25 protein-coding genes and 1 tRNA gene are annotated in these 23,717 nt (G+C 51.0%); 8 read left to right on the forward strand and 18 right to left on the reverse strand.

The window, feature by feature from the left end; translation table 11 throughout:
• Positions 1-114 precede the first annotated feature (114 nt).
• Entirely contained in the window at positions 115-402 is a 288-nt protein-coding gene (locus tag IO95_RS15875) for an ESPR domain-containing protein (RefSeq protein ID WP_023490966.1), read from the reverse strand.
• Positions 403-1,038: 636 nt separating this feature from the next.
• Here IO95_RS15875 and IO95_RS15880 point away from each other — a divergent pair.
• Positions 1,039-1,114: transfer RNA gene (locus IO95_RS15880), tRNA-Asn, on the forward strand.
• A gap of 770 nt (positions 1,115-1,884) precedes the next feature.
• Positions 1,885-3,327, forward strand: a complete 1,443-nt coding sequence (locus tag IO95_RS15885) for a YdiU family protein (RefSeq protein WP_023490965.1) — start codon at positions 1,885-1,887, stop codon at positions 3,325-3,327.
• Here IO95_RS15885 and IO95_RS15890 read toward each other — a convergent pair.
• The 16 genes from IO95_RS15890 to phnF all read right to left on the reverse strand — a co-directional run bounded on the left by IO95_RS15890 (position 3,324) and on the right by phnF (position 16,020).
• Positions 3,324-3,806 carry a glutathione peroxidase gene (locus IO95_RS15890; protein ID WP_023490964.1) on the reverse strand — a complete coding sequence of 161 codons (483 nt, stop codon included), beginning with the start codon at positions 3,804-3,806 and terminating at the stop codon, positions 3,324-3,326. The two genes, IO95_RS15885 and IO95_RS15890, sit on opposite strands and share 4 nt — an antisense overlap.
• 196 nt (positions 3,807-4,002) lie before the next feature.
• Positions 4,003-4,890, reverse strand: a complete 888-nt coding sequence (phnE, locus tag IO95_RS15895) for a phosphonate ABC transporter, permease protein PhnE (protein ID WP_023490963.1) — start codon at positions 4,888-4,890, stop codon at positions 4,003-4,005.
• The gene (gene phnE, locus IO95_RS15900) at positions 4,887-5,750 is read right to left on the reverse strand and encodes a phosphonate ABC transporter, permease protein PhnE (RefSeq protein WP_023490962.1); all 864 of its coding nucleotides are present in this window, start codon (positions 5,748-5,750) and stop codon (positions 4,887-4,889) included. The genes phnE (IO95_RS15895) and phnE (IO95_RS15900) overlap by 4 nt, the downstream gene beginning before the upstream one ends.
• A gap of 88 nt (positions 5,751-5,838) precedes the next feature.
• Positions 5,839-6,771, reverse strand: a complete 933-nt coding sequence (phnD, locus tag IO95_RS15905) for a phosphonate ABC transporter substrate-binding protein (RefSeq protein WP_023490961.1) — start codon at positions 6,769-6,771, stop codon at positions 5,839-5,841.
• Between the two features lie 47 nt (positions 6,772-6,818).
• Positions 6,819-7,652, reverse strand: coding sequence for a phosphonate ABC transporter ATP-binding protein (gene phnC / locus IO95_RS15910; RefSeq protein ID WP_023490960.1), 834 nt, complete (start codon positions 7,650-7,652; stop codon positions 6,819-6,821).
• Between the two features lie 96 nt (positions 7,653-7,748).
• A complete protein-coding gene (gene phnP / locus IO95_RS15915) occupies positions 7,749-8,501 on the reverse strand; it encodes a phosphonate metabolism protein PhnP (RefSeq protein WP_023490959.1) in 753 nt (250 codons plus the stop codon).
• Between the two features lie 52 nt (positions 8,502-8,553).
• On the reverse strand, positions 8,554-9,156 hold the full coding sequence (locus tag IO95_RS15920) for a DapH/DapD/GlmU-related protein (RefSeq protein ID WP_023490958.1): 603 nt from the start codon (positions 9,154-9,156) through the stop codon (positions 8,554-8,556).
• Positions 9,153-9,713 (reverse strand): ribose 1,5-bisphosphokinase, encoded by a 561-nt coding sequence (gene phnN, locus IO95_RS15925; RefSeq protein WP_023490957.1) that lies wholly within the window; start codon positions 9,711-9,713, stop codon positions 9,153-9,155. The genes IO95_RS15920 and phnN overlap by 4 nt, the downstream gene beginning before the upstream one ends.
• A complete protein-coding gene (gene phnM, locus IO95_RS15930) occupies positions 9,713-10,849 on the reverse strand; it encodes an alpha-D-ribose 1-methylphosphonate 5-triphosphate diphosphatase (RefSeq protein ID WP_023490956.1) in 1,137 nt (378 codons plus the stop codon). Before phnM ends, phnN begins: the two co-directional genes overlap by 1 nt.
• The gene (gene phnL, locus IO95_RS15935; protein WP_023490955.1) at positions 10,846-11,550 is read right to left on the reverse strand and encodes a phosphonate C-P lyase system protein PhnL; all 705 of its coding nucleotides are present in this window, start codon (positions 11,548-11,550) and stop codon (positions 10,846-10,848) included. Before phnL ends, phnM begins: the two co-directional genes overlap by 4 nt.
• 13 nt (positions 11,551-11,563) lie before the next feature.
• Positions 11,564-12,352: a phosphonate C-P lyase system protein PhnK gene (gene phnK, locus IO95_RS15940; protein WP_023490954.1), complete on the reverse strand. Its 789-nt coding sequence runs from the start codon at positions 12,350-12,352 to the stop codon at positions 11,564-11,566.
• Positions 12,352-13,203, reverse strand: coding sequence for an alpha-D-ribose 1-methylphosphonate 5-phosphate C-P-lyase PhnJ (locus IO95_RS15945; RefSeq protein ID WP_023490953.1), 852 nt, complete (start codon positions 13,201-13,203; stop codon positions 12,352-12,354). The genes phnK and IO95_RS15945 overlap by 1 nt, the downstream gene beginning before the upstream one ends.
• A complete protein-coding gene (locus IO95_RS15950; protein ID WP_023490952.1) occupies positions 13,196-14,263 on the reverse strand; it encodes a carbon-phosphorus lyase complex subunit PhnI in 1,068 nt (355 codons plus the stop codon). The genes IO95_RS15945 and IO95_RS15950 overlap by 8 nt, the downstream gene beginning before the upstream one ends.
• The gene (gene phnH, locus IO95_RS15955) at positions 14,263-14,844 is read right to left on the reverse strand and encodes a phosphonate C-P lyase system protein PhnH (RefSeq protein ID WP_023490951.1); all 582 of its coding nucleotides are present in this window, start codon (positions 14,842-14,844) and stop codon (positions 14,263-14,265) included. Before phnH ends, IO95_RS15950 begins: the two co-directional genes overlap by 1 nt.
• A gap of 3 nt (positions 14,845-14,847) precedes the next feature.
• The gene (gene phnG, locus IO95_RS15960; protein WP_023490950.1) at positions 14,848-15,291 is read right to left on the reverse strand and encodes a phosphonate C-P lyase system protein PhnG; all 444 of its coding nucleotides are present in this window, start codon (positions 15,289-15,291) and stop codon (positions 14,848-14,850) included.
• Positions 15,292-16,020, reverse strand: a complete 729-nt coding sequence (gene phnF / locus IO95_RS15965; RefSeq protein ID WP_023490948.1) for a phosphonate metabolism transcriptional regulator PhnF — start codon at positions 16,018-16,020, stop codon at positions 15,292-15,294.
• A gap of 362 nt (positions 16,021-16,382) precedes the next feature.
• Between phnF and IO95_RS15970 the strand changes: the two genes are divergently transcribed.
• From IO95_RS15970 to IO95_RS15995, 6 genes are all read left to right on the forward strand, one after another.
• Complete coding sequence (locus IO95_RS15970) at positions 16,383-17,084, forward strand: HAD family hydrolase (RefSeq protein ID WP_023490946.1); 702 nt, start codon at positions 16,383-16,385, stop codon at positions 17,082-17,084.
• Positions 17,077-18,282 (forward strand): ABC transporter ATP-binding protein, encoded by a 1,206-nt coding sequence (locus tag IO95_RS15975; RefSeq protein WP_023490944.1) that lies wholly within the window; start codon positions 17,077-17,079, stop codon positions 18,280-18,282. Before IO95_RS15970 ends, IO95_RS15975 begins: the two co-directional genes overlap by 8 nt.
• 9 nt (positions 18,283-18,291) lie before the next feature.
• A complete protein-coding gene (locus IO95_RS15980) occupies positions 18,292-19,164 on the forward strand; it encodes a carbohydrate ABC transporter permease (protein ID WP_023490943.1) in 873 nt (290 codons plus the stop codon).
• 7 nt (positions 19,165-19,171) lie between these two features.
• Positions 19,172-20,008 (forward strand): carbohydrate ABC transporter permease, encoded by an 837-nt coding sequence (locus IO95_RS15985; protein WP_037386079.1) that lies wholly within the window; start codon positions 19,172-19,174, stop codon positions 20,006-20,008.
• 128 nt (positions 20,009-20,136) lie between these two features.
• The gene (locus IO95_RS15990) at positions 20,137-21,405 is read left to right on the forward strand and encodes an ABC transporter substrate-binding protein (protein ID WP_023490940.1); all 1,269 of its coding nucleotides are present in this window, start codon (positions 20,137-20,139) and stop codon (positions 21,403-21,405) included.
• Positions 21,406-21,428: 23 nt separating this feature from the next.
• Positions 21,429-22,214: a phosphodiesterase gene (locus IO95_RS15995; protein ID WP_023490939.1), complete on the forward strand. Its 786-nt coding sequence runs from the start codon at positions 21,429-21,431 to the stop codon at positions 22,212-22,214.
• A 140-nt stretch (positions 22,215-22,354) separates the two neighbouring features.
• Here IO95_RS15995 and IO95_RS16000 read toward each other — a convergent pair whose 3' ends face one another.
• Positions 22,355-23,482, reverse strand: a complete 1,128-nt coding sequence (locus tag IO95_RS16000) for an ABC transporter ATP-binding protein (RefSeq protein ID WP_023490938.1) — start codon at positions 23,480-23,482, stop codon at positions 22,355-22,357.
• Positions 23,483-23,717 lie beyond the last annotated feature (235 nt).

The following is a 23,717-nucleotide window of genomic DNA, read 5'->3' on the forward strand; positions in this document are numbered from 1 at the left end:
CATTAACAGTAGCCCCTCTACCGCCGATAACGCCAGCACCACCGCCACCACCACCTCTAGTTTGAGACGTGCTACTGCCATTGCTACCGGTACCTGTCGCGGAACTGGAGCCACCTATACCGCTATTCGCCCCCCCCCATTCCCCCCAGCAGTCATATCAACAGCGGATACAGAGCAAGGTCCCACCAACAACAAAACGCCACTGAGTAATAACGCTAATGGTGACAAAGTGAGTATCTTCTTATTATTGATTGAATTATCACATTCTCTAAGCACCGTACCCTGCGCTTGTGATGGCCCAAAGCCTACGGTGGCAGATTTTTTATGTAGACTGACCAACTCACTGACCACTACCCAAGTATGTAAAACTGCACTCCAAATGACTTTATAGATCTTATTCATCGTTAATCACCTCGCAGTTGCCAGCATAAGTGCAATTAAAAAACTTATTTTTATGAAGAGTTAGCATGAAATACTTTTTTAATGGCCATAAACAACACGCATTGCTGCTGTAAAATTGTCTTCAAAACTCTGGATTATTTTTTGCTTCATCACTCACGATACGCATTGCCCTCTTCCCCTTAACCCATTGAGAAAAACATCAAAAAAGGCTTGAGCCTTACGAGTGGTAAGCCATTCACCCGGATTAATAAAAGAAAAGGGAAAAAGGAAAACAAAGGTTGCCGCGAATTACTTAGACATTTATGTATTAGTTTAGTAAAACGTATGATTTTTGCACTGTAAGGTGGGATGATTTTGATTTAACCCTGATTAGTTTTGGCGGTAGAGTACGGCGCGGATTCAATATCTCCAGATGACCGCCATAACAAGTGTGAATGATGCTGACCAGACCTTGTTCTGGTGCAAGCCTGAGCAAGGGCCGTGTGATAAGTCCCCTGCATGATTTTGATTTAACTTGAGTTACCATGTCGAAAAACAAGGCAATATGTTCAATCTGTCAGCAAACGCACGTTGCACCCATGTTAGAGCTTTGACAAAGGCAATTCGCCCCGCTATTATTCGCCCCGTTCACACGATTCCTCTGTAGTTCAGTCGGTAGAACGGCGGACTGTTAATCCGTATGTCACTGGTTCGAGTCCAGTCAGAGGAGCCAAATTTAGAAAACCCCGCTTAGGCAACTGAGCGGGTTTTTTGCATTTCGGCCTGGTGACCATCGACATCTCCCATACTGCCATGATGGAAAAGAGTGGCAACTGGCCTCGGGTATCTGCCCTGCCATCTCTTTAGTGCGACCAACGGGCGGGCTGTATACAAATGGCCTCTCGGTTTTCATTAGGAATTTACCTAAAAAAAACAGGAAAACCAGGGAGCTATACTCGTCATACTTCAAGTTGCATGTGTGTTGGCTTTCCTCACTCACCCCAGTCACTTACCAGTGTAAGCTCCTGGGGATTAATGAACCTCTTCCATGAGGTTCACCCTCCGGGCCAACGCAAGCGTTGTTTAAATCGGTTCCTGACCGATTTATCTCTGCGTTGCCGCGTTACTCGGCACAAGGCCTCGCACTAAAGGGCCAGCGCAAGCGCTGTTCAAAACGCTTTGCGTTTTGTCCTGCAACTCGAATTATTTAGTGTATATACATTGATACTCGTCACACTTCAAATGACTCGAATTATTTAAAAGATAATATTCATTCTATTAATTATAAGGATTATTTCAAATAATAAGATTCCATTTAATCCATTATTACTACTGCCATTATCACAACCAAACAACTCTTTCACATATTGATGGAAACCTCTTTCCGATGATATGAGCTATTCGGCAACGTTCAGTGCTTAACAGCCTGCTACGCATTATCCCTACAACTCCTCCGTATTAATCTGCCTGTTCAGGCTCTACACTGAAGGTAATGGAGGGCTTATGCCACAGTTTGAAAATAGCTATCATCAGCAGTTATCCGGTTTTTACACCGAGTTGCATCCTACGCCACTTAACGGGGCCCGTTTGCTGTACCACAGCCAACCCTTGGCCGGTGAATTAGGTTTGGATGACAGTTGGTTTACACCGGAAAAAACACCCGTTTGGGCAGGTGAAACCCTGTTGCCAGGTATGCAGCCGCTGGCACAGGTTTATAGTGGTCACCAGTTTGGTGTTTGGGCCGGGCAGTTAGGCGATGGCCGCGGGATTTTATTGGGTGAACAGACGTTGGCGGATGGCCGCAGTATGGACTGGCACCTGAAAGGAGCCGGTTTGACGCCTTATTCCCGTATGGGTGATGGCCGGGCGGTGCTGCGTTCGGTTGTCCGCGAATTTCTGGCTTCAGAAGCGCTTCATCACTTGGGGATCCCCACCACACGGGCTCTGACCATCGTCACCAGTGAACAACCGGTATTTCGCGAACAGCCTGAGCGGGGGGCGATGCTGCTACGCGTAGCAGAAAGCCATATCCGCTTTGGTCACTTTGAACATTTTTATTATCGCAGGCAGCCAGAGCAGGTGAAGCAACTGGCAGACTTTGTGATTGCTCATCACTGGCCACAATGGGCCGAAGAAAATGAGCGCTACTGGCTGTGGTTTACTGATGTCGTCGAACGGACCGCACGTTTAATTGCCCATTGGCAGACTGTCGGCTTTGCCCACGGGGTGATGAATACCGATAACATGTCGATCCTCGGCCTGACTCTGGATTTCGGGCCTTATGGTTTCCTTGATGATTACCAGCCGGATTATATCTGCAATCACTCGGATCATCAGGGGCGTTACGCTTTCGATAATCAACCCGCCGTCGCGCTGTGGAACTTGCACCGGTTGGCACAAACGCTTTCCGGCCTGATGACCACCGAGCAGTTACAAACCGCACTGGCTGCCTATGAACCGGCGTTAATGCAGGCTTATGGTCAACAGATGCGTGCCAAGCTGGGCTTGTTAACATCCTCTACCCAAGACAACGAGTTGCTGACTGAGCTGCTGCATCTGATGGCGCAGGAACGGCGTGACTATACGCGTACGTTCCGTTTATTGAGCGCGGTTGAACAGCAAAACAAGCACTCCCCGTTGCGGGATGAGTTTATCGATCGCGCTGGGTTTGATCATTGGTATCAGCAATACCGCCTGCGCTTGCAGCAAGAACAAGTGAGCGATGCCGAGCGTCAGCAAGCCATGAAGGCGGTGAATCCGCAGTTAATTTTACGTAATTATCTGGCTCAGCAGGCAATCGAGGCAGCGGAACAGGATGACGTGAACAAACTGGCTCGGCTGCACCAGGCATTGCTACAACCCTTTGCTGATGACCCGCAGTATGAGGATCTGGCGGCGTTACCGCCAGACTGGGGCAAGCATCTGGAGATCTCCTGCTCAAGCTAAAGCAGCTTTTCGATGTGCTCTGACAAGCTCTCTGGTTTAGTGAGCGGGGCAAAACGCATGATTTGATCGCCATCGGCAGTAAATAGAAATTTGGTGAAGTTCCACATGATGCGCTGGCTACCTAACATTCCCGGGGCTCTGCGCTTCAACTCACGGAACAGCGGGTGGGCATCGGCACCGTTAACGTCAATCTTGCTGAATAGTGGAAAACTAACGCCGTAATTCAGGCTACAGAAGTCGGCGATCTCTTGGGCATTACCCGGTTCTTGTTTACCAAATTGATTACAGGGAAACCCAAGCACCACCAAGCCACGTTCGCGGTAGCGCTGCCAGAGGTTTTCTAACCCTTGATACTGTGGGGTAAAACCACATTGGCTGGCAGTGTTGGCCACCAGGTAAACCCGTGCGGGAAAGTCTGCCAGCGTTTTGCATTCGCCCTGCAGGGTCATACAAGGGATAGATAACAAAGAGGGGTTCATATAAAGGCTCCGAATTACTACTGGTGGGGCGTGGTAAACACCCCACTCAGTGTGATCAGAAACGAGTATCTACCGCATCAGCGCACTACCGCAACTTACTTTTCCCCTTGGCGCGATTTTTCTGCCGATTACGCCACTTTAGCCAACACGGTTAAATAGTAAGCCGTGTATTTAACAAAATTATAGATTAAATATCCTATCTGTTTGCATAAAGTGGAATCTCTTCCCCTTGAATGTATTTATTGCGCAGGATTGAAGATATCTTGTCCATGATCATCACGACGACCACCAGCAGCAGGGTGATAAACATCACCACATCCCAGTTCCAAAGCCGCATATTTTCCGCATAGACCAAACCGATCCCGCCAGCCCCGACAAAACCCAGTACCGCAGCAGAACGCGTATTGGATTCAATCTGATACAAACTCAGCGCGAGAAAGGTCGGGAACGATTGAGTGAAAATACCATAGCGATGTTTTTGTAAACTGTTAGCCCCGACCGCCGTCAAGCCACGGCTTGGCGATTTCTCCACCGCTTCGTGACCTTCGGCATACAGCTTACCCAGCAAACCAAGATCCTGCATCAGGATCGCCAATACCCCCGCCAGCGGCCCCATTCCCACAGCCCGCACAAAAATCAGCCCCCAGATAGCCATGTCAATCCCCCGTAGGACATCGAGCAAACGGCGAACCAGCATGGCTATCGGCCGCAACAAAGCGGATGACATCACGTTGCGGGCGGCAAAAAACGACAGCGGCAAGGCAATCACTGAAGCGGTAAGCGTACCGGCAAAAACGATAGCAATGGTGATAAATATCTGCTGGAAGTAATACATAAAAGGCCAGTTGACAAAATCGTGCCAGACAAACATCCGTGCAAAATAGCGGACAATCTGTTGGCAACCGGCGATAAACTGAGGCCAGGGAATGCCGAAGAACAGAAAAAAGAACACGTAGTACAGCACAATAGCCGTGGCGATAATGCCTAATAGGCGCAAATAGCGGCCTTGGCAAGCAAAAATCTCCGCATGCTGCTGTTTAATCAATTGCAGTGCGGCAGCAGATGGTGCTTGAACGGACATCATTGTTTCCCCTCTACGACGCGTTTACGCAGTTCACCCGATAGATAATCCAGTAGTGATACCACCACAATAATCAATAACAACGTCATGCTGACCTGATCGTAACGGTCAAGTTTGATATTCGTCATCAGTTCCTGACCTATCCCGCCAGCCCCAACCAGGCCAAGGATAGTGGATTGACGGAAATTGATTTCCAGGCGCATGAAGCTGTAGGACAAAAATACCGGTTTAACCTGCGGCCACAGACCAAAACGCATAATTTGCAACGGTGTGGCTCCACAAGCGCTCAGGCCTCGCACGGGTTTGTTTGAAGCGGTTTCGATTGACTCATAAAACAGTTTGGTCAAACTGCCGATGGTATGTAATGCAAGCGCCAGAAAACCGGGGATCACCCCGATACCGAATGCCATCACGAACATCACCGCCCAAGCCAACTCTGGCATGGTACGAAAAAATGCGGCCAGAGTCCGAATAGCCAGGCGTAGACTGGTCAGTCGGTGAGTATTTTTAGCCGCCAGAAAAGCCAATATGACCGCTGCAAAAGTGGAAAATAGGGTAGCAGCAAAGGCCAGTTGGATGGTTTCCCAAATCAGTGGTAATTGGATAGGCAGACGATAGCCCCAGTAAGCTAAGGAGCCCTTAGTACTGCCATTGGCAAATAGCACTTGCCAGTGCAGGTTTGGCAGGGTTTCTGCCAAATAGTCAAAAAAATGAGGGATAGAAGTCCACACGGTATACAAACTGAATTCAGCAACCCTGCCTGCACCAAGATAGAGTACTGCCAACCCGAGTGACCAGAACAACGCTTCACGCTTTTGTTTGCTGCGGATACGGTGGTAATACTGTAAAAAGTCGGTGTTCAAAATAGCTTCCCATCATGTTGAAACAGTTGATAATCTTCCCCCACTCCTGCCCTCTCGGTTAAAGAAAGAGCAAGGTGGGGGAAAATGCTTAACGTTCGCCTTTTGTCAGATCGCGTTTCATATCAATAATGGTCTGGTATTCCGCCAGTTTGACATCTTCAAGGTGTTGTTTACCTCCCATGGCTTTGATAAAACACTCATGGTTCTCTTTATCCAACTTTTTGATAGCAGCAATCAATTGACCTTTGAACTCAGCAGGCAGTGCCTGACGCACCAATACCGGGCCATTTGGGATTAGTGGTGATTGCCAAATAATACGGATCTTCTTCATCAGGTCAGGGTGATCCATGCGGATCATTCTGCCAAAAGCACCACTGCTATAGCCGGTATCGTGATCACCCACCATCGAAGTCCAAGTTACAGCCCCTTCAAATTGACCGTTCAGCACACCTAAGATGTCTTGCTCATGGCCACCAGAAAAGGTCACACTGGAAAAGAAATTATTATATTTATCGTCTACCGACCCACCGAACTGCTTTTTAAATACCTGATTAGGCACCAAAAAACCCGAAGTGGAGTCAGGTTCAGCAAAACCGAAGGATTTCCCTTTAAGATCTTCCAGTTTCTGGTAAGGGCTATCGGCTTTAACCACCACCACCGAGTAATAGCCGCGGGATTGGTCAACGTCATCTACGCCAATTCCAATCAATTCAACGGCTTTTGGGTCTTTAATATAGACCGAGGCAAGCGAAGAAGGTGACATACCAAACACCAAGTCGATCTTGCCGCCGAGCAGTCCCTGAATCACGCCGGCGTAATCAGAAGAATTACGCAGTTTAGTATCCACATTTAATTCTTTATCCAGAAATTCTTTCACACATTGATTGTCACCAATTTGTTGGGTAGCATTTTGACCACCCATGATCCCCAGATTTAATACTTTTGGCATCTCTGCTGCGCCAGCTTTAAATACCATCATTACGCCAACCACGATACTGGCGAGTTTAAATACCTTTTTCATGACGTATATCCTTATAAAAATAAAAGTGAATATAATATTTGAGGTGATTAATGAATCTGATTGATTTCTTCACCGTAAAGTTGGTGCAAAACCCACTCATTAAGTTGTGATGGATGGTCATCGAAAATAATTTTCCCCTGAGCAATCCCGATGACTCGCGTACAATATTCCTTTACCAGTTCCACTGAATGCAGGTTAACCATCACCGCAATATCGTCCTCACTGATTTTTTTCAGTGCTTCCATTATTCGGCGGGTATTTTTGGGATCGAGGGAAGCAACCGGTTCATCGGCCAGCAGGATCTTCGGGTTTTGCATTAAAGCTCGGCAAATAGCCACACGCTGCATCTGACCACCGGAGAGATTCTCGGCACGTTGTAACGCATGCGGCAGCATATTCAACCACTGTAGTAACTCGATCGCTCGTGCGCGGTCAGCATCATCGAACACTTTGAAGAAGGATTTCAGCGTGGAAGTCTCACTCAAGCGACCAAGCAAAACGTTGGTGATCACATCCAGGCGTGGTACCAGGCAAAAATCCTGGAAAATCATCCCGCAACGTGCGCGCCACTGGCGCATCTGGCGGGTAGTGAGCTGCGCGATATCCTGCGTAGCTCCGTTGTCATCAAAATGCAGCATCTCACCACTGCTGACAGGAATAGTCCCATTCAGCGTATGTAACAGCGTTGATTTACCGGCCCCTGAGCGGCCAATCACCGCGACAAACTCACCAGCATGTAAATCAAAATTGATGTCATCAAGGACATATTGTTGAGAGGTGTATGACTTGGCAAGCCCTTTGACGGATAGCACTTTGCGTAAAGGAACAATTCGTTGTTCTGGATAATCAGTCTGTGCCAGTTTTAACAATGCCTGAACCATGTGATATCTCTAGTTTAATGACGAATCAGTATAGGACTCTATTAACCGATACCTTGATGACAGCACTGTGATGATATTATGAACAGAAAATGATCCTCATCTGAAGCTGATGGTGAGATTGTCGAACGCCAACTCCATACCGGGCGGCAGTTGGTTACTCATGAGCCACAAGTCCAACTGATGACTGATATGTGTTAATAGTGTGCGATGCGGCTGCAAACATTGCTGAATCTCCACCGCACGAGTCAGGTCGTTATGGTTGCGCGGCGCTTGTGGTTGCGGCGGTAAGCTGCAATCCAGCACCAACAAGTCGAGTGTGACCTGTTGTAAATAACGTGTGGTTTCTGGTGGTAGGCCAACGGTGTCGGTCAGGTAAGCCAATCTTTTTCCAGCAGCCTGAATCAAGTAGCCGTGGGTGAGTTTGGAATGAATCAATGGCAATGGCGTGATAGCCAATCCCCCTAATTCAACTGTCTCAAACGGCAACAGCGATGGCTGAAAGCTCAGAATACCCGGGTGTTTGAACAGATCGTCACAGCCTTGTTCATCCGCCGGGCCATAAACCGGAATAGTATCGCCGCACCCCCAACGTAACGGGAACAGCCCTTGAACGTGATCCATATGGTAGTGCGTCAGCAAAAAACGCTGGATCTCCCCTGCTGCAAAGCGCCGCTCCAGCGAGTTTAATCCAGCATCAATCAACGTTGTTTCACCCTGATAGCGCAGCATGGCACTGCATGACCGCCGCCGAAACGCCGGCATACTTCGTGCTCGCTGGCAAGCCAGGCATTCGCAGCCAAATACTGGCACCTGCTGGGCTCCACCGGTGCCAAGAAAGGTCAGTTTCATGATGCTATCCTCACCTTATACCCCACATCTACCCCATTACTGGGGCGTAAACTTACAGATACTTCGCGGCAAAACTGTCTATATCGCGAAAATCTGCCAGCCGTTCACGCAGCAGGTCGTGGTCCCAATGCCACCACTGACTACGTTCGATACGTTCGATCAAGGCATCATCAAAACGCATGCCGACCTTCTTGGCAGCAACCCCGACGACTATCGAATAAGGTTCCACGTCTTTGGTGACGACCGCCGCACTACCGATCACCGCACCATTACCAATCGTCACCCCCGGCATCACGACCGCATTATGACCAATCCATACGTCATGACCGATGGTGACATGCTGCCCACGCCGCCAGTCGAACAAGGCCTCATCATCTTCACCTAACCCATACTCAGAAGCACGATAAGTGAAATGGTGCTGGGCAATTCGCTGGTAGGTCGGGTGATTCACCGGGTTAATACGGACATAAGTCGCGATAGAAACAAATTTGCCGATCGTGGCGTAAAAAATCTGATTATGTCCTGCCGTGTAGGTGTAATCCCCTATTTCGACTTCTTCAAGAACCGCGTCATCCGCCAGATGCACATATTGGCCGAGTTGACTACGGTTAAGGGTGACGTTTTTCCCTATTTTCGGTTGGGCCAGTAAGCTCATAGCAAGGTCTCCTGTGGTTGTTTTTCCATTAAACTCAGCAGCGCATCGAGGGTTTCAGCCAGAAAGCCATTGTTGTCCAAACGGTGACAGCTCACTGGTAAACTCTGCTGATAGTTGGCGGCTCGCAACAGCCGTTGCTCAATTTGCGCGACATTCTCTCGCCCACGCTGTTCCAGACGCTGGCGCAACACGGTAGGTGAAACCTGCAAACAGACCGGGAGTAACTGCGAACCATAACGGCTTAGGGCCTGCGGCAGATGCGCCCGCGAACCGTTGACTACCACATCGTTTCCCTGTCGTAACCAAAGATCAATTTCGATACCCAAGGCGTAGTGATATTGGTGTGCTTGCCAATCAAGCGCGAACAATTTTTGAGCTCGGCGATGCATGAATTCCGCTTCGCTTAACGCAATATGGTTCTCGCCCCCCAGCTCCGCTGGACGAGTAATGTAACGGTGTGCCACCAGCGGCCCTGCGGTGGTCTCTGCGCGCAACAGTTCCAGCAAGCTATCTTTGCCAGAACCTGAAGCCCCCATTAGGTAAATAAGGTAGGCCATCAGAATACCTGTTTGCCTTGTCGCCAGACGTTTTGTACGTAGATATGCTCACCGTGTGGTCGTGCCAGCACCAGATCTGCCCGCAATCCTTCGGCGATCAGGCCGCGATCGCGTAATCCTAACGCCCGTGCCGGGTTACGAGTGATCCGTTGTACCGCCTGCGGCAGAGTGAATCCGTTGCGATCATCAGTGGCGAGGCGAAACGCCGCATCCAGCAGGCTGGCCGGGTAGTAATCAGAAGAGAGAATATCCAGTACATCCAGCGCAGCCAGATGATGCGCTGCCACATTGCCGGAGTGGGAGGCGCCACGCACGATATTGGGCGCCCCCATCAGGACCTGCAACCCCTGCTGGTGTGAAGCACGAGCAGCGGCTTCGGTCGTGGGGAATTCGGCTATGGCGGCGCCTAATGCGCAGGACTCCGCCACATGTTCTGCGGTAGCGTCGTCGTGGCTGGCCAGGGCGATATTTCGCGCCCTGCAGTGGGCGGCAATCGCCTCTCGGTTAGGCGTAGACCAACGTTGAGACAGATGGACCTGATCATGTTCAAACTCGCTCATCTGCTGGTCACTCAGATGATATTTACCCTGATAGTATTCACGGTATTTTTCTCGGGAAGCGAACTGACGCTGGCCCGGTGAGTGATCCATCAGTGAAACCAGGGACACCCCCGGTTTATCCATAAGTTGTTCGAATAGCTGCAGGGTATTTTCATTTGGCAGTTCGCAGCGCAAGTGTAGCCGATGTTCGGCACGGTTCACCCCGGCTTGCTGACTATGAACCACTGCATCAATCATTTTTTGCAGGTTTTCCAGCCGGTGCCCCCCATCGCGTGCATCGCCAATCGCCACCGCATCCAGTACCGTGGTGATGCCGCTTGCGACCATCAGTGCATCATGGCTGCTCATCGCCGAGTGTGCTGGCCAGTCCACATTGGGCCGTGGGGTGAAAAATTTATCCAAATTGTCAGTGTGCAGCTCAATCAGCCCAGGCAACAGCCAACCACCTTGACCATCCAGCGCCTGCGGCAGTTGGCTCGGGGTCTCGGCAAAGCTACGGATCAGGCCATCGCTCATTTCCAGTGACCCTGAAACAATCTGATCTTCCAGCACCAGTTTGACGTTATTGATAATCATGGGGTCTCCAGCACTTGCGGTGCCTGCATATCGTATAACCGGTCGGCCACCTGCTGGCGGACGCCCTCATCATGAAAAATACCGACAATCGCCGCACCGCGCTGCTTGGCCTGTTCGATCAGCCTCACCACCGCTGCACTGTTACGGCTGTCGAGGGAGGCGGTGGGTTCGTCCAGCAGCAGGATCGGGTAATCCTTGATAAAACCACGGGCGATGTTCACCCGCTGCTGTTCGCCACCGGAGAAGGTGGAGGGTGCCAGTTGCCACAGGCGCTGTGGCACGTTGAGCTGACTCAGCAAGGCTTTGGCACGTTCACGGCATTCATCACGGCTGATGCCGGACTCCAGCAGCGGTTGCATCACCACTTCCAGCGCACTGATACGCGGGATCACCCGTAAAAACTGGCTAACCCAGCCGATGGTATGGCGGCGCACCGCCAGAATTTGCCTGGCTTCGGCCTGTACCAGTTCAATCCATTCATTTTGGTGTTCCACCCAGATATGGCCACTGTCCGGCTGATAGTTTGCGTACAGTGAGCGCAGCAAGGTCGACTTACCGCTGCCGGAATGACCGTGCAACACCACGCATTCGCCGCTACGGACAGTCAGATTGGCATCATGCAATACAGGCAGGCGGGTGCCATACTGTTGGTGCAGAACAAACGTTTTACTGAGGTGTTCAACCCGAATTTTAATCGTCATCATGTCACCTGTGTTACGACAGCACCGAAGAGACCAGCAACTGGGTATAAGGATGGTGCGGATCATCGAGCACGCGGTCGGTAAGGCCACTTTCCACCACTTCCCCCTGTTTCATCACCAGCAGCCGATGGGCCAGCAAGCGGGCGACACCGAGATCGTGGGTGACGATCACCGCCGCCAATTGCATTTCCACCACCAGGTTGCGTAACAGGTCCAGCAGGCGCGCCTGCACGGAAACGTCCAGTCCCCCCGTTGGTTCATCCATAAACACCAACTTGGGGTGGGTCACCAGATTGCGGGCAATCTGTAAACGCTGCTGCATACCGCCAGAAAAAGTGGTGGGCAGATCGTCGATGCGTGATACCGGGATCTCCACATCCTCCAGCCATTGACTGGCCTGCTGGCGGATCTCGCCATAGTGGCGTTGACCAATCGCCATCAGGCGTTCACCAATGTTGCCACCAGCAGACACTTGGGCGCGCAGACCGTCGAGCGGGTGTTGATGCACCACGCCCCAGTCGGTGCGCAATAAACGGCGGCGATCGCTCTCTGCCATGGCGTACAAGTCTTGTTGCTGATCACCTTGCGGGCTGTATAAAATCCGCCCCTGCTGCGGTGCCAGGCGGGCAGAAATCGATTTCAGCAGCGTGGTTTTGCCTGAGCCGGATTCACCAACAATGCCCAATACTTCACCGGGGTAGATATCAAACGATACGTTGCTGAAGCCTTTACCCGGTGCATACAGATGGGTGAGGTTGTTGACCGCCAGCAACGGCGTAGAACTCAAAACATTGGCAGCCATCAGTGTTGTCCCTGTTGATCAAGTTGTTGCTGACAAAAATCGGTATCTGAGCACACGAACATGCGGTTGCCTTGATCATCTAGCACCACTTCATCCAGGTAACTATGGCGCGAACCGCATAGCGCACAAGGCTGATCCCACTGCTGCACACTGAACGGGTGATCATCAAAGTCCAGGCTTTCAACTCTGGTAAACGGTGGCAAAGCATAAATGCGTTTTTCACGCCCAGCACCAAACAGTTGCAATGCTGGCATCATATGCATCTTCGGATTATCGAATTTCGGAATGGGCGAAGGGTCCATTACGTAGCGATCATTCACCTTCACCGGGTAAGCATAGGTGGTGGCGATATGCCCATAACGAGCGATATCCTCATACAGCTTCACCTGCATCACACCGTACTCCTCCAACGCATGCATCTTGCGCGTTTCAGTTTCTCGCGGTTCAATAAAGCGCAATGGTTCCGGAATAGGCACCTGATAAATCAGGATCTGATCCGCCTGCAAGGCCGTTTCCGGGATGCGGTGGCGAGTCTGGATCAGCGTTGCCTCAGGCGTGCGTTCCGTCGTCATCACACCGGCTACCCGCTGGAAAAAACGGCGGATCGATACCGCATTAGTGGTATCGTCAGCCCCTTGGTCAATCACCTTCAGCACGTCGGCACGGCCAATAATGCTGGCAGTGATCTGTATACCGCCAGTGCCCCAGCCGTAAGGCATCGGCATTTCACGGCCACCAAACGGCACCTGATAACCGGGGATCGCCACCGCTTTCAGAATGGCGCGACGGATCATGCGTTTGGTCTGCTCATCCAGATAGCCCAGGTTGTAGCCGGTCAATATGTCATTCATCGCGGGCCTCCTGTTGCAGGCGCTTGAGCAGTTCCAGCTCGGCCTGAAAATCAACGTAATGCGGTAGTTTGAGGTGGGAAACAAAACCAGCAGCTTCCACGTTATCGGCATGCGCCAATACAAACTCCTCATCCTGCACTGGGCTAGCGACACTTTCGCCGTATTCGGCGGTTTGTAGGGCACGATCCACCATCGCCATCGCCATGGCTTTACGCTCCGAACGGCCAAACACCAGCCCGTAGCCACGGGTGAAATACGGCAGTTGATCGGGTGGGTCGACAAAGCCGTTAACCGTTTCGCACTCGGTCAGCAGGATCTCGCCAATGTCTATCGGGAAACCAAGCTCTTCGGGCACGATTTCAACCGTCACCCAACCGCTACGGATCTCCCCGGCGAAAGGGTGGTTGCGGCCATAACCACGTTGACTGGAATAGCTTAACGCCAACAGAAAACCTTCGTCTCCGCGCACTAACTGTTGCAGACGGGCTGAACGTGAACAGGGGTAGACCGGCGGGTTACGGGTAATGTCGTCCGGCGTGCTGCCATCGTCTTGCTCGGCCTGCGCCAATTGCTGCTGACAGAGCAAATCAAATACATGGTTGCAACTTTCCGGTAGTGGTTCATCCCCTTGTGGTGCAGGGGGCGTTGTCCCCTCTGCCAGCAAGGCGAAATCCAGCAGCCGATGGGTGTAGTCATAAGTCGGGCCAAGCACCTGCCCACCGGGCAAATCCTTGTAAACCGCTGAGATCCGCCGCTCCAACCGCATATTGGCAGTGGCCAAGGGTTCACTCACCACCAAACGCGGTAATGTGGTGCGATAGGCACGCAGCAGAAAGATGGCCTCAACCAGATCACCACTGGCCTGTTTGATTGCCAACGCCGCCAACTCACGGTCATAAATGCCCCCTTCGGTCATCACCCGTTCCACCGCTAACCCAAGTTGTTGCGTGATTTGTTCTGTGCTGAGCTCAGGCACACTTTCATCGCCACGCCGCAGGTTTTCTTGCAATTGATGGGCTGCCTCAATGGCTTTTTCGCCCCCTTTTACCGCAACGTACATCAGCACTCCTCCACACGGGTGGTTCGCGGGAGCGCCATCAGGCATTCACCGCAGGTCAGTAAAATATCCAGGCCAAGCGGGAAACGATGTGGCCGCTTCAGTAGATAATCCCGCAGCGCCGCTGGCAGTGGCGGCGAGATGTTGCGTTCTTTTTCAATACCCGGACCAGTCAAACGCAGGTTTGGGCCGCCCACCAAGGTGCTAAGCTGTACCACCAGCGTCGCACTGTGCTCTGGCGAAACCTCACTGCCGTGCGGTAATACCTGCAAATCAGCAGACTGTAACTGTTCATCAAACAATGCCAGACTGACCTCAGTGTGATTGGCCGCCAGCGGTGCGCCTGTGTGAAAGCGAATATTGCTGAGCACTTGCTCATTGTTTAATTCCGCCGAAAGTTGAAGCGGTGTTTCCTGATCAGCCAGTGTCAACAGTACGGCGGTACTCGCGGCGTTCAACGTCCCCCACGCTGGCCCCCCTTGTAGTATCACTTCATGACCTGGCTCGCTTAATGCTTTTAAAATCAAACGAAACGCCTGTTGAGACTGCTCAATCGGTTGCTCAAAACCACTCAGTAACGTCATGGCTTAGTCCCCTCGTACCAAGGTGAAGAAATCGACCCGACTGGCAGCAACAGAACGGGCACGCAACTGGCGCTGTTCCTGTTGCAATGCCGCCAGCGGTTCAATTAACTGCTGTTGCAGCAATTCATAACTGCCCGGCTGTTGCAACAAAGCATCAATCAGTGCACACAACTCAGCATGGGTTTTGTCACGCCCGTTGATATAGCTGTAACCCTGACCACCGTTTTCCAGTTGCACTACTGAGCGGGTGACAGTCATGTCCCCCAGTACAAAGCGGCGGCCTGTGGCCCCCATCCGCCCTTGCAATTGGGCCAGGCCAATCTCCGGTGCACGCAAGCAGTGGTAACTTGGCGAAAGATTCAGTGCCTGCCAATGGCTGCGCAACTGGGCGGGCTGGCTATGTGCCAGCACCGACATCCAGCGTTGTCTCTGCTGTAAGGCTTGCATTCAGTGCTCCATCGTGAGTTCAATCATATCGGCGCGCGCCAGTGTGACGGAATATTCCGCCACCCGATCACTGCCAGTACAGGTGTTCAGGGTGCGCACACACAACAAGGGGGCGTGGGTGGCTATTTCTAGCAAATGACTCTCTTTGGCCTGCGCACGGCGTGCGCTGATACGCGTTTGAGAACGGGTCAGTGGCTGGTGGATATGTTGCTGGATAAATTGATGTAATGAACCGCTGTGGAACTGTTGCAATGCGGGCCACCAGTCTAGATCGGGAAAATAGTGGTCGATCACACTGAGCGGAATGCCGTTTACCCGGCGCAAGGTGCGCAAGTGGATAATGGTTTCCCCTACGTCACAGGACAGTGCTCTAGCAATATGCTCGTTGCATGGACGCAGTACGGCAAGTAGACGTTCACTGGTGGGATGACTCCCCTGCTCAAGCAAATTCTGACTGAAACGCGCCTTGGCATGCAGCGGATAATTAAGCGGGCGCATTAACACCAGAATGCCGATACCACGGCGGCGCTGGAGCCACCCCCGATCTACCAGCTCATCGACTGCGCGACGCAACGTGTGCCGATGAACCTGATAACGAGCGGCAAGCTGTTGTTCAGATGGCAGATAATCTCCACTGCGGTATTGGTTAACCAGTTCCTGTTCCAACTGAGCGGCAATCTGCTGATAACGTGTTGAATAAGTGGTCGGATGTCTAGATAAGTATGTCATAGATAAAACTCCGACAGGTTATCCCCTTGATGATCTCTACAAGCAGCGATGCTGTTCATGCCCGATACTCCATAACAACAAAAGTCGGGAGTATGATGTCGAGCATGAATGACAATTGCGTTACGTGTGGATGGATAATTGATGAAAGTTGGATTTGGCTCGCGGCTTAATTCACATAATTAATGCGCCCAGTGTGCTGATTAGCAACGGTTTCATCTTCTGATGGGTGGCAAATGCTAAAATAAGGGAGGCGGTTACCATAAAACGCGGGATATTACTTAGGTAAACACAAATATCATTATTCTTATAAAAGAAAAAAAAACGCAATAAAACTGAAACTATTTGTTTATAGCTTATCCCTTATGAAAACAATACATCAATTTAAAACAGTGGTATTCGACCTGGATGGCACTTTGCTGGATACGTTGCCTTCTTTGGTTAATAGTGCCAATGCTGTGCTAAAACAGGCCGGTGCACAAACCTTGAGTCAAGCGGCGTTACGCCCTGCCCTGAGTCAAGGTTTACATGCATTTTTTGCTCAGGCGTTGGCATTACAGCCACCTCAACTGAGCATGACCTTACCAACTGCCAAACTTGAATTAAAGTTTCAGCAACGTTACTGCGCTGATGCACTCATTGGTGCCCCCCTTTACGAGGGCGTGGAGCATATGCTGCATGATCTGCGGGCACTGGGTATTTCCTTGGCGGTCTGTACCAACCGGGATCCAGCGTCAGCGCGTACTTTACTCATACAGGCCAATATCTGGTCTTACTTTGACGTCCTGGTTGGGTTAGGGGATGCCGCTCGCCCCAAACCCGCAGCGGACCCACTATGGCTGGTGCTCGAGCAACTCCAATGCGACCCGCGTCAAGCATTAATGGTCGGTGACTCTTGGGCTGATGCGCAATGTGCCGAGGCCGCAGGCGTGGCATTTGCCGCTCATACCTATGGTTATGCCACTCACATTAAGGAGTTACAACCCAGCCTGTGGGCTTTTTCCCATTACCACACGCTAGTGCAACATCTGAAACACCCGATGCCATCAGAGGTACAATATGGCTGAGCTTCACATTCGCCAATTGAATAAAAGTTATGGCAAGCAACACATTCTGCAAGATCTTGATCTCCACGTGCGTGATGGTGAATTTTTAACGCTACTCGGTGCGTCAGGGTGCGGCAAGTCGACATTGCTTAAACTTATTGCCGGGCTGGAGACGGTAGATAGTGGCAGCATTCATATGGATGGGGAAAACCTGCTGACACACTCACCCGGTGAGCGTGATTGTGCCATGGTATTCCAATCCTATGCGCTCTACCCGCATATGACCGTGGGGCAGAATATCCAGACCCCCTTGTGGATGCGCCAACTCACAGCCTTACAGCGTCTACCCGGTGCCTCTTGGTTCTCGGGTAAGGTGCGCAAGCAGCGCGCACAGATTGAAAGTGAAGCACGCAAGGTCGCTGATTTACTCGGGCTTAACGCGCTCTGGTCTCGTCGCCCTGCTGAACTCTCAGGTGGTCAGCGCCAACGGGTGGCACTCGCTCGAGCTATGGTTCGTCGGCCCCAGGTGTTTTTATTTGATGAGCCACTCTCTAACCTTGATGCCCATCTGCGTCAGTCACTGCGTGCAGAAATTCGCCAGTTGCATGATACGTTGGGGGCAACCTTTATCTATGTTACCCATGACCAGCATGAAGCCATGTCCATGTCGGACCGCGTGGCACTAATGCGCGAAGGCAAGGTATTGCAGTTAGGGACACCACAGGAAATTTACCGTACCCCGGTGACGCTCGAAGTGGCTCGTTTTGTCGGTTCACCACGCATCAACACCTTACCAGCCCTGGTTGATAACCAGGGAATTGTCGTGGCACAGGGGCAACCTATAGGCCAAACCTCGGAGATCCGTGGCGCCTGCCAGTTGGCTTTTCGCCCCAACGCCGCCCAACCGTCGCTGCACACCGCCACGACCCGTCACCCTCACCTGCAATTGTCCTGTCAGGTGCGCAGTGTCGAATATACCGGGGCCGAGCAGGTTCTGACCTTGCGTATGCCTGTCAGTGCTGAGAATTATGCAGAACCCTTGATTGCCTGTCTGCCCGCCAATATGCCAGCGTTTAAACCGGGTCAATCAATATCATTACGTATCGAGTATGAAGATCTGCATCTTTTTGATGCTCAGGGATCGCGCGTGAACTGGCAAGTCCTACCCCAGTTGACTGCAATGCCTGTTGCTTCCCTCCTCTTAGAATCAGCCAGTTAGCGAGCAACAATGCGTATCAAAACCTCTCAGCTGTTGCTCCTGCTCACGCCATCCAGTGTGTTGTTGGTGGCCTTGCTCATTCTGCCACTGTCAGCGGTCGCTCTGGTATCACTGACCGACTGGCAATTTGGCGCATCAACTTTAAATTGGGTGGGGATGAACAACTACCTCAATTTGTGGCGTGACCCTGTATTTCGCCAGTCTATGGCAAATACGCTGCTTTACTTGTTTATTGTTACCAGTGGTTCCCTGCTTATTGGTTTGGGAACGGCATTGCTGATCGAAGCGGACAATTCACTCCGCGGCTTCTACCGTAGTGCTTACTTCCTGCCTGCCGCTTCAACGTTGATCGCGATGGCCATCGTCTGGCAATTCTTGCTCCACCCCAGTATTGGCTTAGTGAATCAAACATTGACCAGCCTGGGCTTGGCACCACGCAATTGGCTTCAGGACGGGCAGACCGCCCTCTATGCGTTAGCGGCCATTGGTATCTGGCAAATGGCCGGGCTGGCGATGGTGCTATTTATGGCTGGACTCAAGGGCATTCCCAAAGATTTGTATCACGCTGGTGCACTGGATGGTATTGAGCACCCCTGGGAGCGTTTTACTCGTATCACCTGGCCATTGCTTGGGCCGACCACCTTGTTTGTGGTGACTATTTGCGCCATCCGAGCGTTACAAGTTTTTGATACGGTACATGCGCTCACCCAAGGTGGCCCTAATAAACAAACTGAGGTGTTGCTGCACACCATTTACAGCGAAGGCTTCAGTTTCTTTCGTATGGGCTACGCCAGCGCCATGACCGTCGTGTTTGTGTTTGCCATCTTTGTAATCACCCAGGTTCAACATGCTGCCATGGAGCGCAGAACCCACTACAAGTGACGATGCTATGACTTCTCGACCTTCATTCTTGTTTCGCCTGTTTCGCCATCTTGTCTTAGGCGGGGGAGCCGTCCTGTTTTTGTTACCGTTTGTCTGGATGGTGTTGACCTCACTCAAGCCTGCAGATGAAATTTTCACCTCTACCGTCCATTGGTTTCCCACCCAATGGGCCGCTATTGACAATTATACTCAGGCGCTGACGCAAGTCCCGCTGCTGCGTTATCTAGGCAATGGTGTTCTGGTCTGCACCGCTATTCTATTGCTGCAGATTGTGGTGGCCCTCCCCGCCGCCTATGCCTTTGCCAAGCTGGATTTCCGTGGCAAACAATGGGGTTGGCGCCTGGTGATGCTGGCGTTGATGATCCCTTACCAGGCGATTGCCATTCCGCTTTATGTCATGCTCCACTGGGTAGGCCTGCTCGATACCTTGGCGGCACTGGTGCTGCCCTTCACGCTTTCCGCCTTTGGTATTTTTCTCATGCGTCAGTTCTTCAAAACCATTCCCGATGACCTGATACATGCGGCACGGCTCGATGGTATGAGCGAAATCGGCTTAGTCTGGCGGGTTATGTTGCCCGCAGCCCTACCCGCCTTGCTGGCTTTCTCTATTTTTTCGGTGGTGGCTCACTGGAATGACTATTTCTGGCCTCTACTGGTGATATCCAGCCCCGAATTGGCCACCCCACCACTGGGCACCATGTTCTTTCGTAATGAGGAAGCCGGTATTCATTACGGCCCACTGATGGCCGGTACAGTCATGATTACAGCGCCGCTGTTGTTGCTGTTTATCATCGCGCAAAAACGGTTTATCGATGGGGTGACCTTATCCGGCGTTAAAGGGTAATGGATCTTCGCTATTCCTTGGCATTTAAAACGCAGCAGTTTTCAGAAACACACCCCCGTGTTGCCCTGCTGCCTGAATCGCCTTGAGTCTCTATTTAGCACTCTTTCACTTTTACCAGGAGCTTTCCCATGTCAATAAAAAGTCGTTTTCTTCTCACTGGCTTGGCTATGACGTTATTGCACTCTGCTTCGGCAGCAGCACAAACCACAGAGATTGTGGTTGATTACCCGATCCCTGATATGTTCAAGCCGGTGCACGAAAAAATTGCCCATGACTTTATGGAGAAATACCCGCAATACAAGGTTCGCTTTCTTGCTCCCACACCAGATTACGAAGCGGCTACTCAACAATCATTGCGTCAGGCAGTGACCGGGCAACTCTCTGATGTTTCTTTTCAAGGGTTAAACCGGCAACGTATTTTTGCCGACCGAGGTATTGCTGTAGACCTTGAACCGTTTATCGCGCAGGAAAAAAATTGGTCTCAGATGGGTTATGACCCCGCACTCCTCTCCCTAGGCCAGGTTAATGGCAAGCAAGTCGGCATTGGTTTCTCGCTTTCCACCCCTATTATTTACTACAACGCCGATCTGGTACGTAAAGCCGGTGGTGATCCCGATAAATTCCCGACAACCTGGGACGGCATCTTCGCCCTGTCACGCAAGATAGAAGCAACGACAGCCAATACCCATGGTTTTCATTTCGACTGGGACATTACCGGTAACTGGATGTGGCAAGCCCTGGTCTTCTCCTATGGCGGTAGCATGCTAGACGCCAGCGAGAAAACCGTGGCATTCAACCAGGCTCCTGGTCAGGCTGCCATACAGACGCTCGCCAATATGGTGACCGAAGGCACCATGCGCAACGTGAACTCTAAAATTTCACTACAAGACTTTCTTTCTGGCAATCTGGGCATCTGGTCTCATTCCACATCCCGTCTTGGTGGTGTTATGAAGCAAGTGGGTTCGCGCTTTGAAGTCCGTACCGCGCCATTCCCGATCTCCTCCCCGCAAGGACGACTGCCAGCCGGCGGTAATGCCGTGATGATGTTTACCAAAGATCCTGCTAAGCAGAAGGCCGTTTGGGAATACATCAAGTTTGCCACTGGCCCTATTGGCAGTACCATCATGGTAAAAGAGACTGGCTATTTCCCTGCGAATACCTTACCGGTCAATGATCCTGCGTTACTCAAGCCATTCTACGAAGCCAACCCAAACCATATGACCGCCATCAAGCAGCTCACACTGCTCACCGGCTGGTATGCTTTCCCGGGGGAGAATGGGCTTAAGATTACCGATGTGATCAAAGATCACTTGCAGACCGTTGTCGCCAAAAGCACGCCAGCCAAAACGGCTCTTGATAATATGGCAACTGATGTGCAAGCCCTGCTGCCACAGTGATACTTGCTTCACAAGGATAAACGATGACCAAGATTATTCACATTACTGACACCCATTTGGTCGAGGCCAATCACCTACTCTATGGCCTCGACCCGAACCAGCGCTTAGGGCGCTGCATCGACAGTATCCTGCAAGAACATGCCGATGCTGACTTGTGTGTCGTCACGGGTGACTTAACTCACGCTGGTCACCCGCAGGCTTATCAACAACTAGCACAGCAGCTCTCGCGGTTGCCGATGCCAGTGCACCCGATCATTGGTAACCATGATCAGCGAGATCTTTTTCGCGAACACTTTCCCCACACACCGACCGATGCCCACGGATTCATTCAATACCGTGTCGATATCGGCGGTTTTAATGCGCTGTTTCTTGATACTCACGCCCCAGGCGTGAGTTATGGCGTTTTCTGTGAACAACGCTCACAGTGGCTTGCGGAACAACTTACCCGGGACCCGCGCCCGGCATTGCTGTTTATGCATCACCCACCGTTCGCTGTTGGGATCCCATCGATGGACAACATATCGCTGCTGGATACCGTGCCATTCACTTCTGCCATTCAACCCCATCTGGATCGGATCCGGCATATTTTCTTTGGTCATTTGCATCGCCCGATCAGTGGCTCATGGCGTGGGATTTCATTCTCTACATTGCGCGGTACCAATCACCAGGTGGCACTTGATCTCAGAGCTCAAGGTAAGGTACCCGGCAGCCATGAACCGGCACAATATGGGGTTGTTTTGCTAAGCGAGGAGCAAATTACCGTTCACTTGCATGATTTTGAGGACAACAGCCCCCGCTTCTGGTTATAAATCAGGGGACCGTATCGAGACTTTTCATACTGTTCATACGTCAAGGGGCCGAGGTGTGGGCTGCAATAACTGGCCTCGTCCCTGAGGCTCCCCCTAGCGGGGTTGCGGCAATTGGGTTGATGACGGGTATTTACCCGTCATCAATCAAATAAGGACTGTTCAGTCTGAGCATCAAACAGATGACACTGATTCATATCAAATATCAACGTTACCGGATGACCCGCCAATTTTGCAGTAGAAGGATAACAAAGACTCCGCACCACGATACGCTCGGCTCCATGTCGCAAATAAAGATAATTTTCATTACCCATCACTTCCACCGACTCCAAGACCGCAGTAATCGCATTCTCCCTAACCGCAGGTTCGGACTCATGATAAGTAATATGCTCAGGGCGAATACTCAGCCAAACATTTTGTGTTCCTCTATCACCCCATTGTTCTGCTTTCTCTTTGGGTAACGTTAAGGTTTCCCCACTACTCAGGTTAAGCTTGATATCCCCATGATCAATCACTGGCTGCACCTGAAACATATTCATGGCAGGTGAACCAATAAAACCCGCCACAAAACGGTTGGCAGGGTATTGATAGAGTCGCAAAGGGGTATCCACCTGCATCACCTTGCCATGATTCAATACACATATTCTATCACCCAACGTCATCGCTTCGACTTGATCGTGAGTCACATAGATCATGGTTGCCTGCTGCCCTTCAGCTTGTAAATTACGGTGCAACTGGGCAATATGACTCCGCGTCGTCATGCGCAGTTTGGCGTCCAAATTAGAAAGTGGCTCATCGAAGAGAAAAACTTTGGGCTTGCGGACTATTGCTCGCCCCAACGCGACACGTTGACGCTGTCCGCCTGATATCTCGCCGGGTTTGGATTTCAATAAATGAGTGATATCGAGCATTTCAGCGCTATGCTCGATACGACGTTTAATCTCAATTTGGTCGATCTTTTGCTGGCGTAGGCCAAATGCCATATTCTCATACACACTCATATGTGGATACAGTGCATAGTTTTGAAATACCATGGCAATACCGCGATCTTTCGGTGGCAAGTCATTAACTCGTTGATGGCCTATCTCAATATCACCAGCACTACTCGCTTCCAAACCCGCAATCATACGTAGCAAAGTCGACTTGGCACATCCCGATGGGCCAACTACCACCATAAATTCCCCATCATTAATCGTCAGGTTAAGATTCTGTATGGCCTGAAAACCGTTAGAATAAATTTTTGTGATCTGAGTAAGTTTGACTTGTGCCATTCAATAACTTTCCCTCTTGGTTATTTTTATCTGTGCTCGGTGCCACCAGAATCACACCCTTGTTATTCAACGATGACACCAAGATATTATTTAACCCATTGAAAATTCATTTTTTTGTTTTTTCAACCGCTATTAGTCTCTTCCCTGAGACTCTATTTTTCGGGCCAACAAAAAAATTTTTATTGATTATGGATACAGCGTTAATCAATATTTAATCGCGAAATCAACTCTCCCC

Source organism: Serratia sp. DD3 (genome assembly GCF_000496755.2).

Coding starts and splice junctions, on each gene's coding strand:
- IO95_RS15975 (WP_023490944.1), top strand. CDS start 17,077: ATGGCTGAGCTTCACATTCGCCAATTGAATAAAAGTTATGGCAAGCAA.
- IO95_RS15950 (WP_023490952.1), bottom strand. CDS start 14,263: ATGTACGTTGCGGTAAAAGGGGGCGAAAAAGCCATTGAGGCAGCCCAT.
- IO95_RS15875 (WP_023490966.1), bottom strand. CDS start 402: ATGAATAAGATCTATAAAGTCATTTGGAGTGCAGTTTTACATACTTGG.
- IO95_RS15995 (WP_023490939.1), top strand. CDS start 21,429: ATGACCAAGATTATTCACATTACTGACACCCATTTGGTCGAGGCCAAT.
- IO95_RS15980 (WP_023490943.1), top strand. CDS start 18,292: ATGCGTATCAAAACCTCTCAGCTGTTGCTCCTGCTCACGCCATCCAGT.
- phnK (WP_023490954.1), bottom strand. CDS start 12,352: ATGGCTGCCAATGTTTTGAGTTCTACGCCGTTGCTGGCGGTCAACAAC.
- phnF (WP_023490948.1), bottom strand. CDS start 16,020: ATGACATACTTATCTAGACATCCGACCACTTATTCAACACGTTATCAG.
- IO95_RS15985 (WP_037386079.1), top strand. CDS start 19,172: ATGACTTCTCGACCTTCATTCTTGTTTCGCCTGTTTCGCCATCTTGTC.
- phnN (WP_023490957.1), bottom strand. CDS start 9,713: ATGGCCTACCTTATTTACCTAATGGGGGCTTCAGGTTCTGGCAAAGAT.
- phnH (WP_023490951.1), bottom strand. CDS start 14,844: ATGACGTTACTGAGTGGTTTTGAGCAACCGATTGAGCAGTCTCAACAG.
- phnL (WP_023490955.1), bottom strand. CDS start 11,550: ATGACGATTAAAATTCGGGTTGAACACCTCAGTAAAACGTTTGTTCTG.
- IO95_RS15885 (WP_023490965.1), top strand. CDS start 1,885: ATGCCACAGTTTGAAAATAGCTATCATCAGCAGTTATCCGGTTTTTAC.
- IO95_RS15990 (WP_023490940.1), top strand. CDS start 20,137: ATGTCAATAAAAAGTCGTTTTCTTCTCACTGGCTTGGCTATGACGTTA.
- phnP (WP_023490959.1), bottom strand. CDS start 8,501: ATGAAACTGACCTTTCTTGGCACCGGTGGAGCCCAGCAGGTGCCAGTA.
- phnD (WP_023490961.1), bottom strand. CDS start 6,771: ATGAAAAAGGTATTTAAACTCGCCAGTATCGTGGTTGGCGTAATGATG.
- phnM (WP_023490956.1), bottom strand. CDS start 10,849: ATGATTATCAATAACGTCAAACTGGTGCTGGAAGATCAGATTGTTTCA.
- IO95_RS15890 (WP_023490964.1), bottom strand. CDS start 3,806: ATGAACCCCTCTTTGTTATCTATCCCTTGTATGACCCTGCAGGGCGAA.
- phnC (WP_023490960.1), bottom strand. CDS start 7,652: ATGGTTCAGGCATTGTTAAAACTGGCACAGACTGATTATCCAGAACAA.
- IO95_RS15945 (WP_023490953.1), bottom strand. CDS start 13,203: ATGAATGACATATTGACCGGCTACAACCTGGGCTATCTGGATGAGCAG.
- IO95_RS15970 (WP_023490946.1), top strand. CDS start 16,383: ATGAAAACAATACATCAATTTAAAACAGTGGTATTCGACCTGGATGGC.
- phnE (WP_023490963.1), bottom strand. CDS start 4,890: ATGATGTCCGTTCAAGCACCATCTGCTGCCGCACTGCAATTGATTAAA.
- IO95_RS16000 (WP_023490938.1), bottom strand. CDS start 23,482: ATGGCACAAGTCAAACTTACTCAGATCACAAAAATTTATTCTAACGGT.
- phnG (WP_023490950.1), bottom strand. CDS start 15,291: ATGCAAGCCTTACAGCAGAGACAACGCTGGATGTCGGTGCTGGCACAT.
- IO95_RS15920 (WP_023490958.1), bottom strand. CDS start 9,156: ATGAGCTTACTGGCCCAACCGAAAATAGGGAAAAACGTCACCCTTAAC.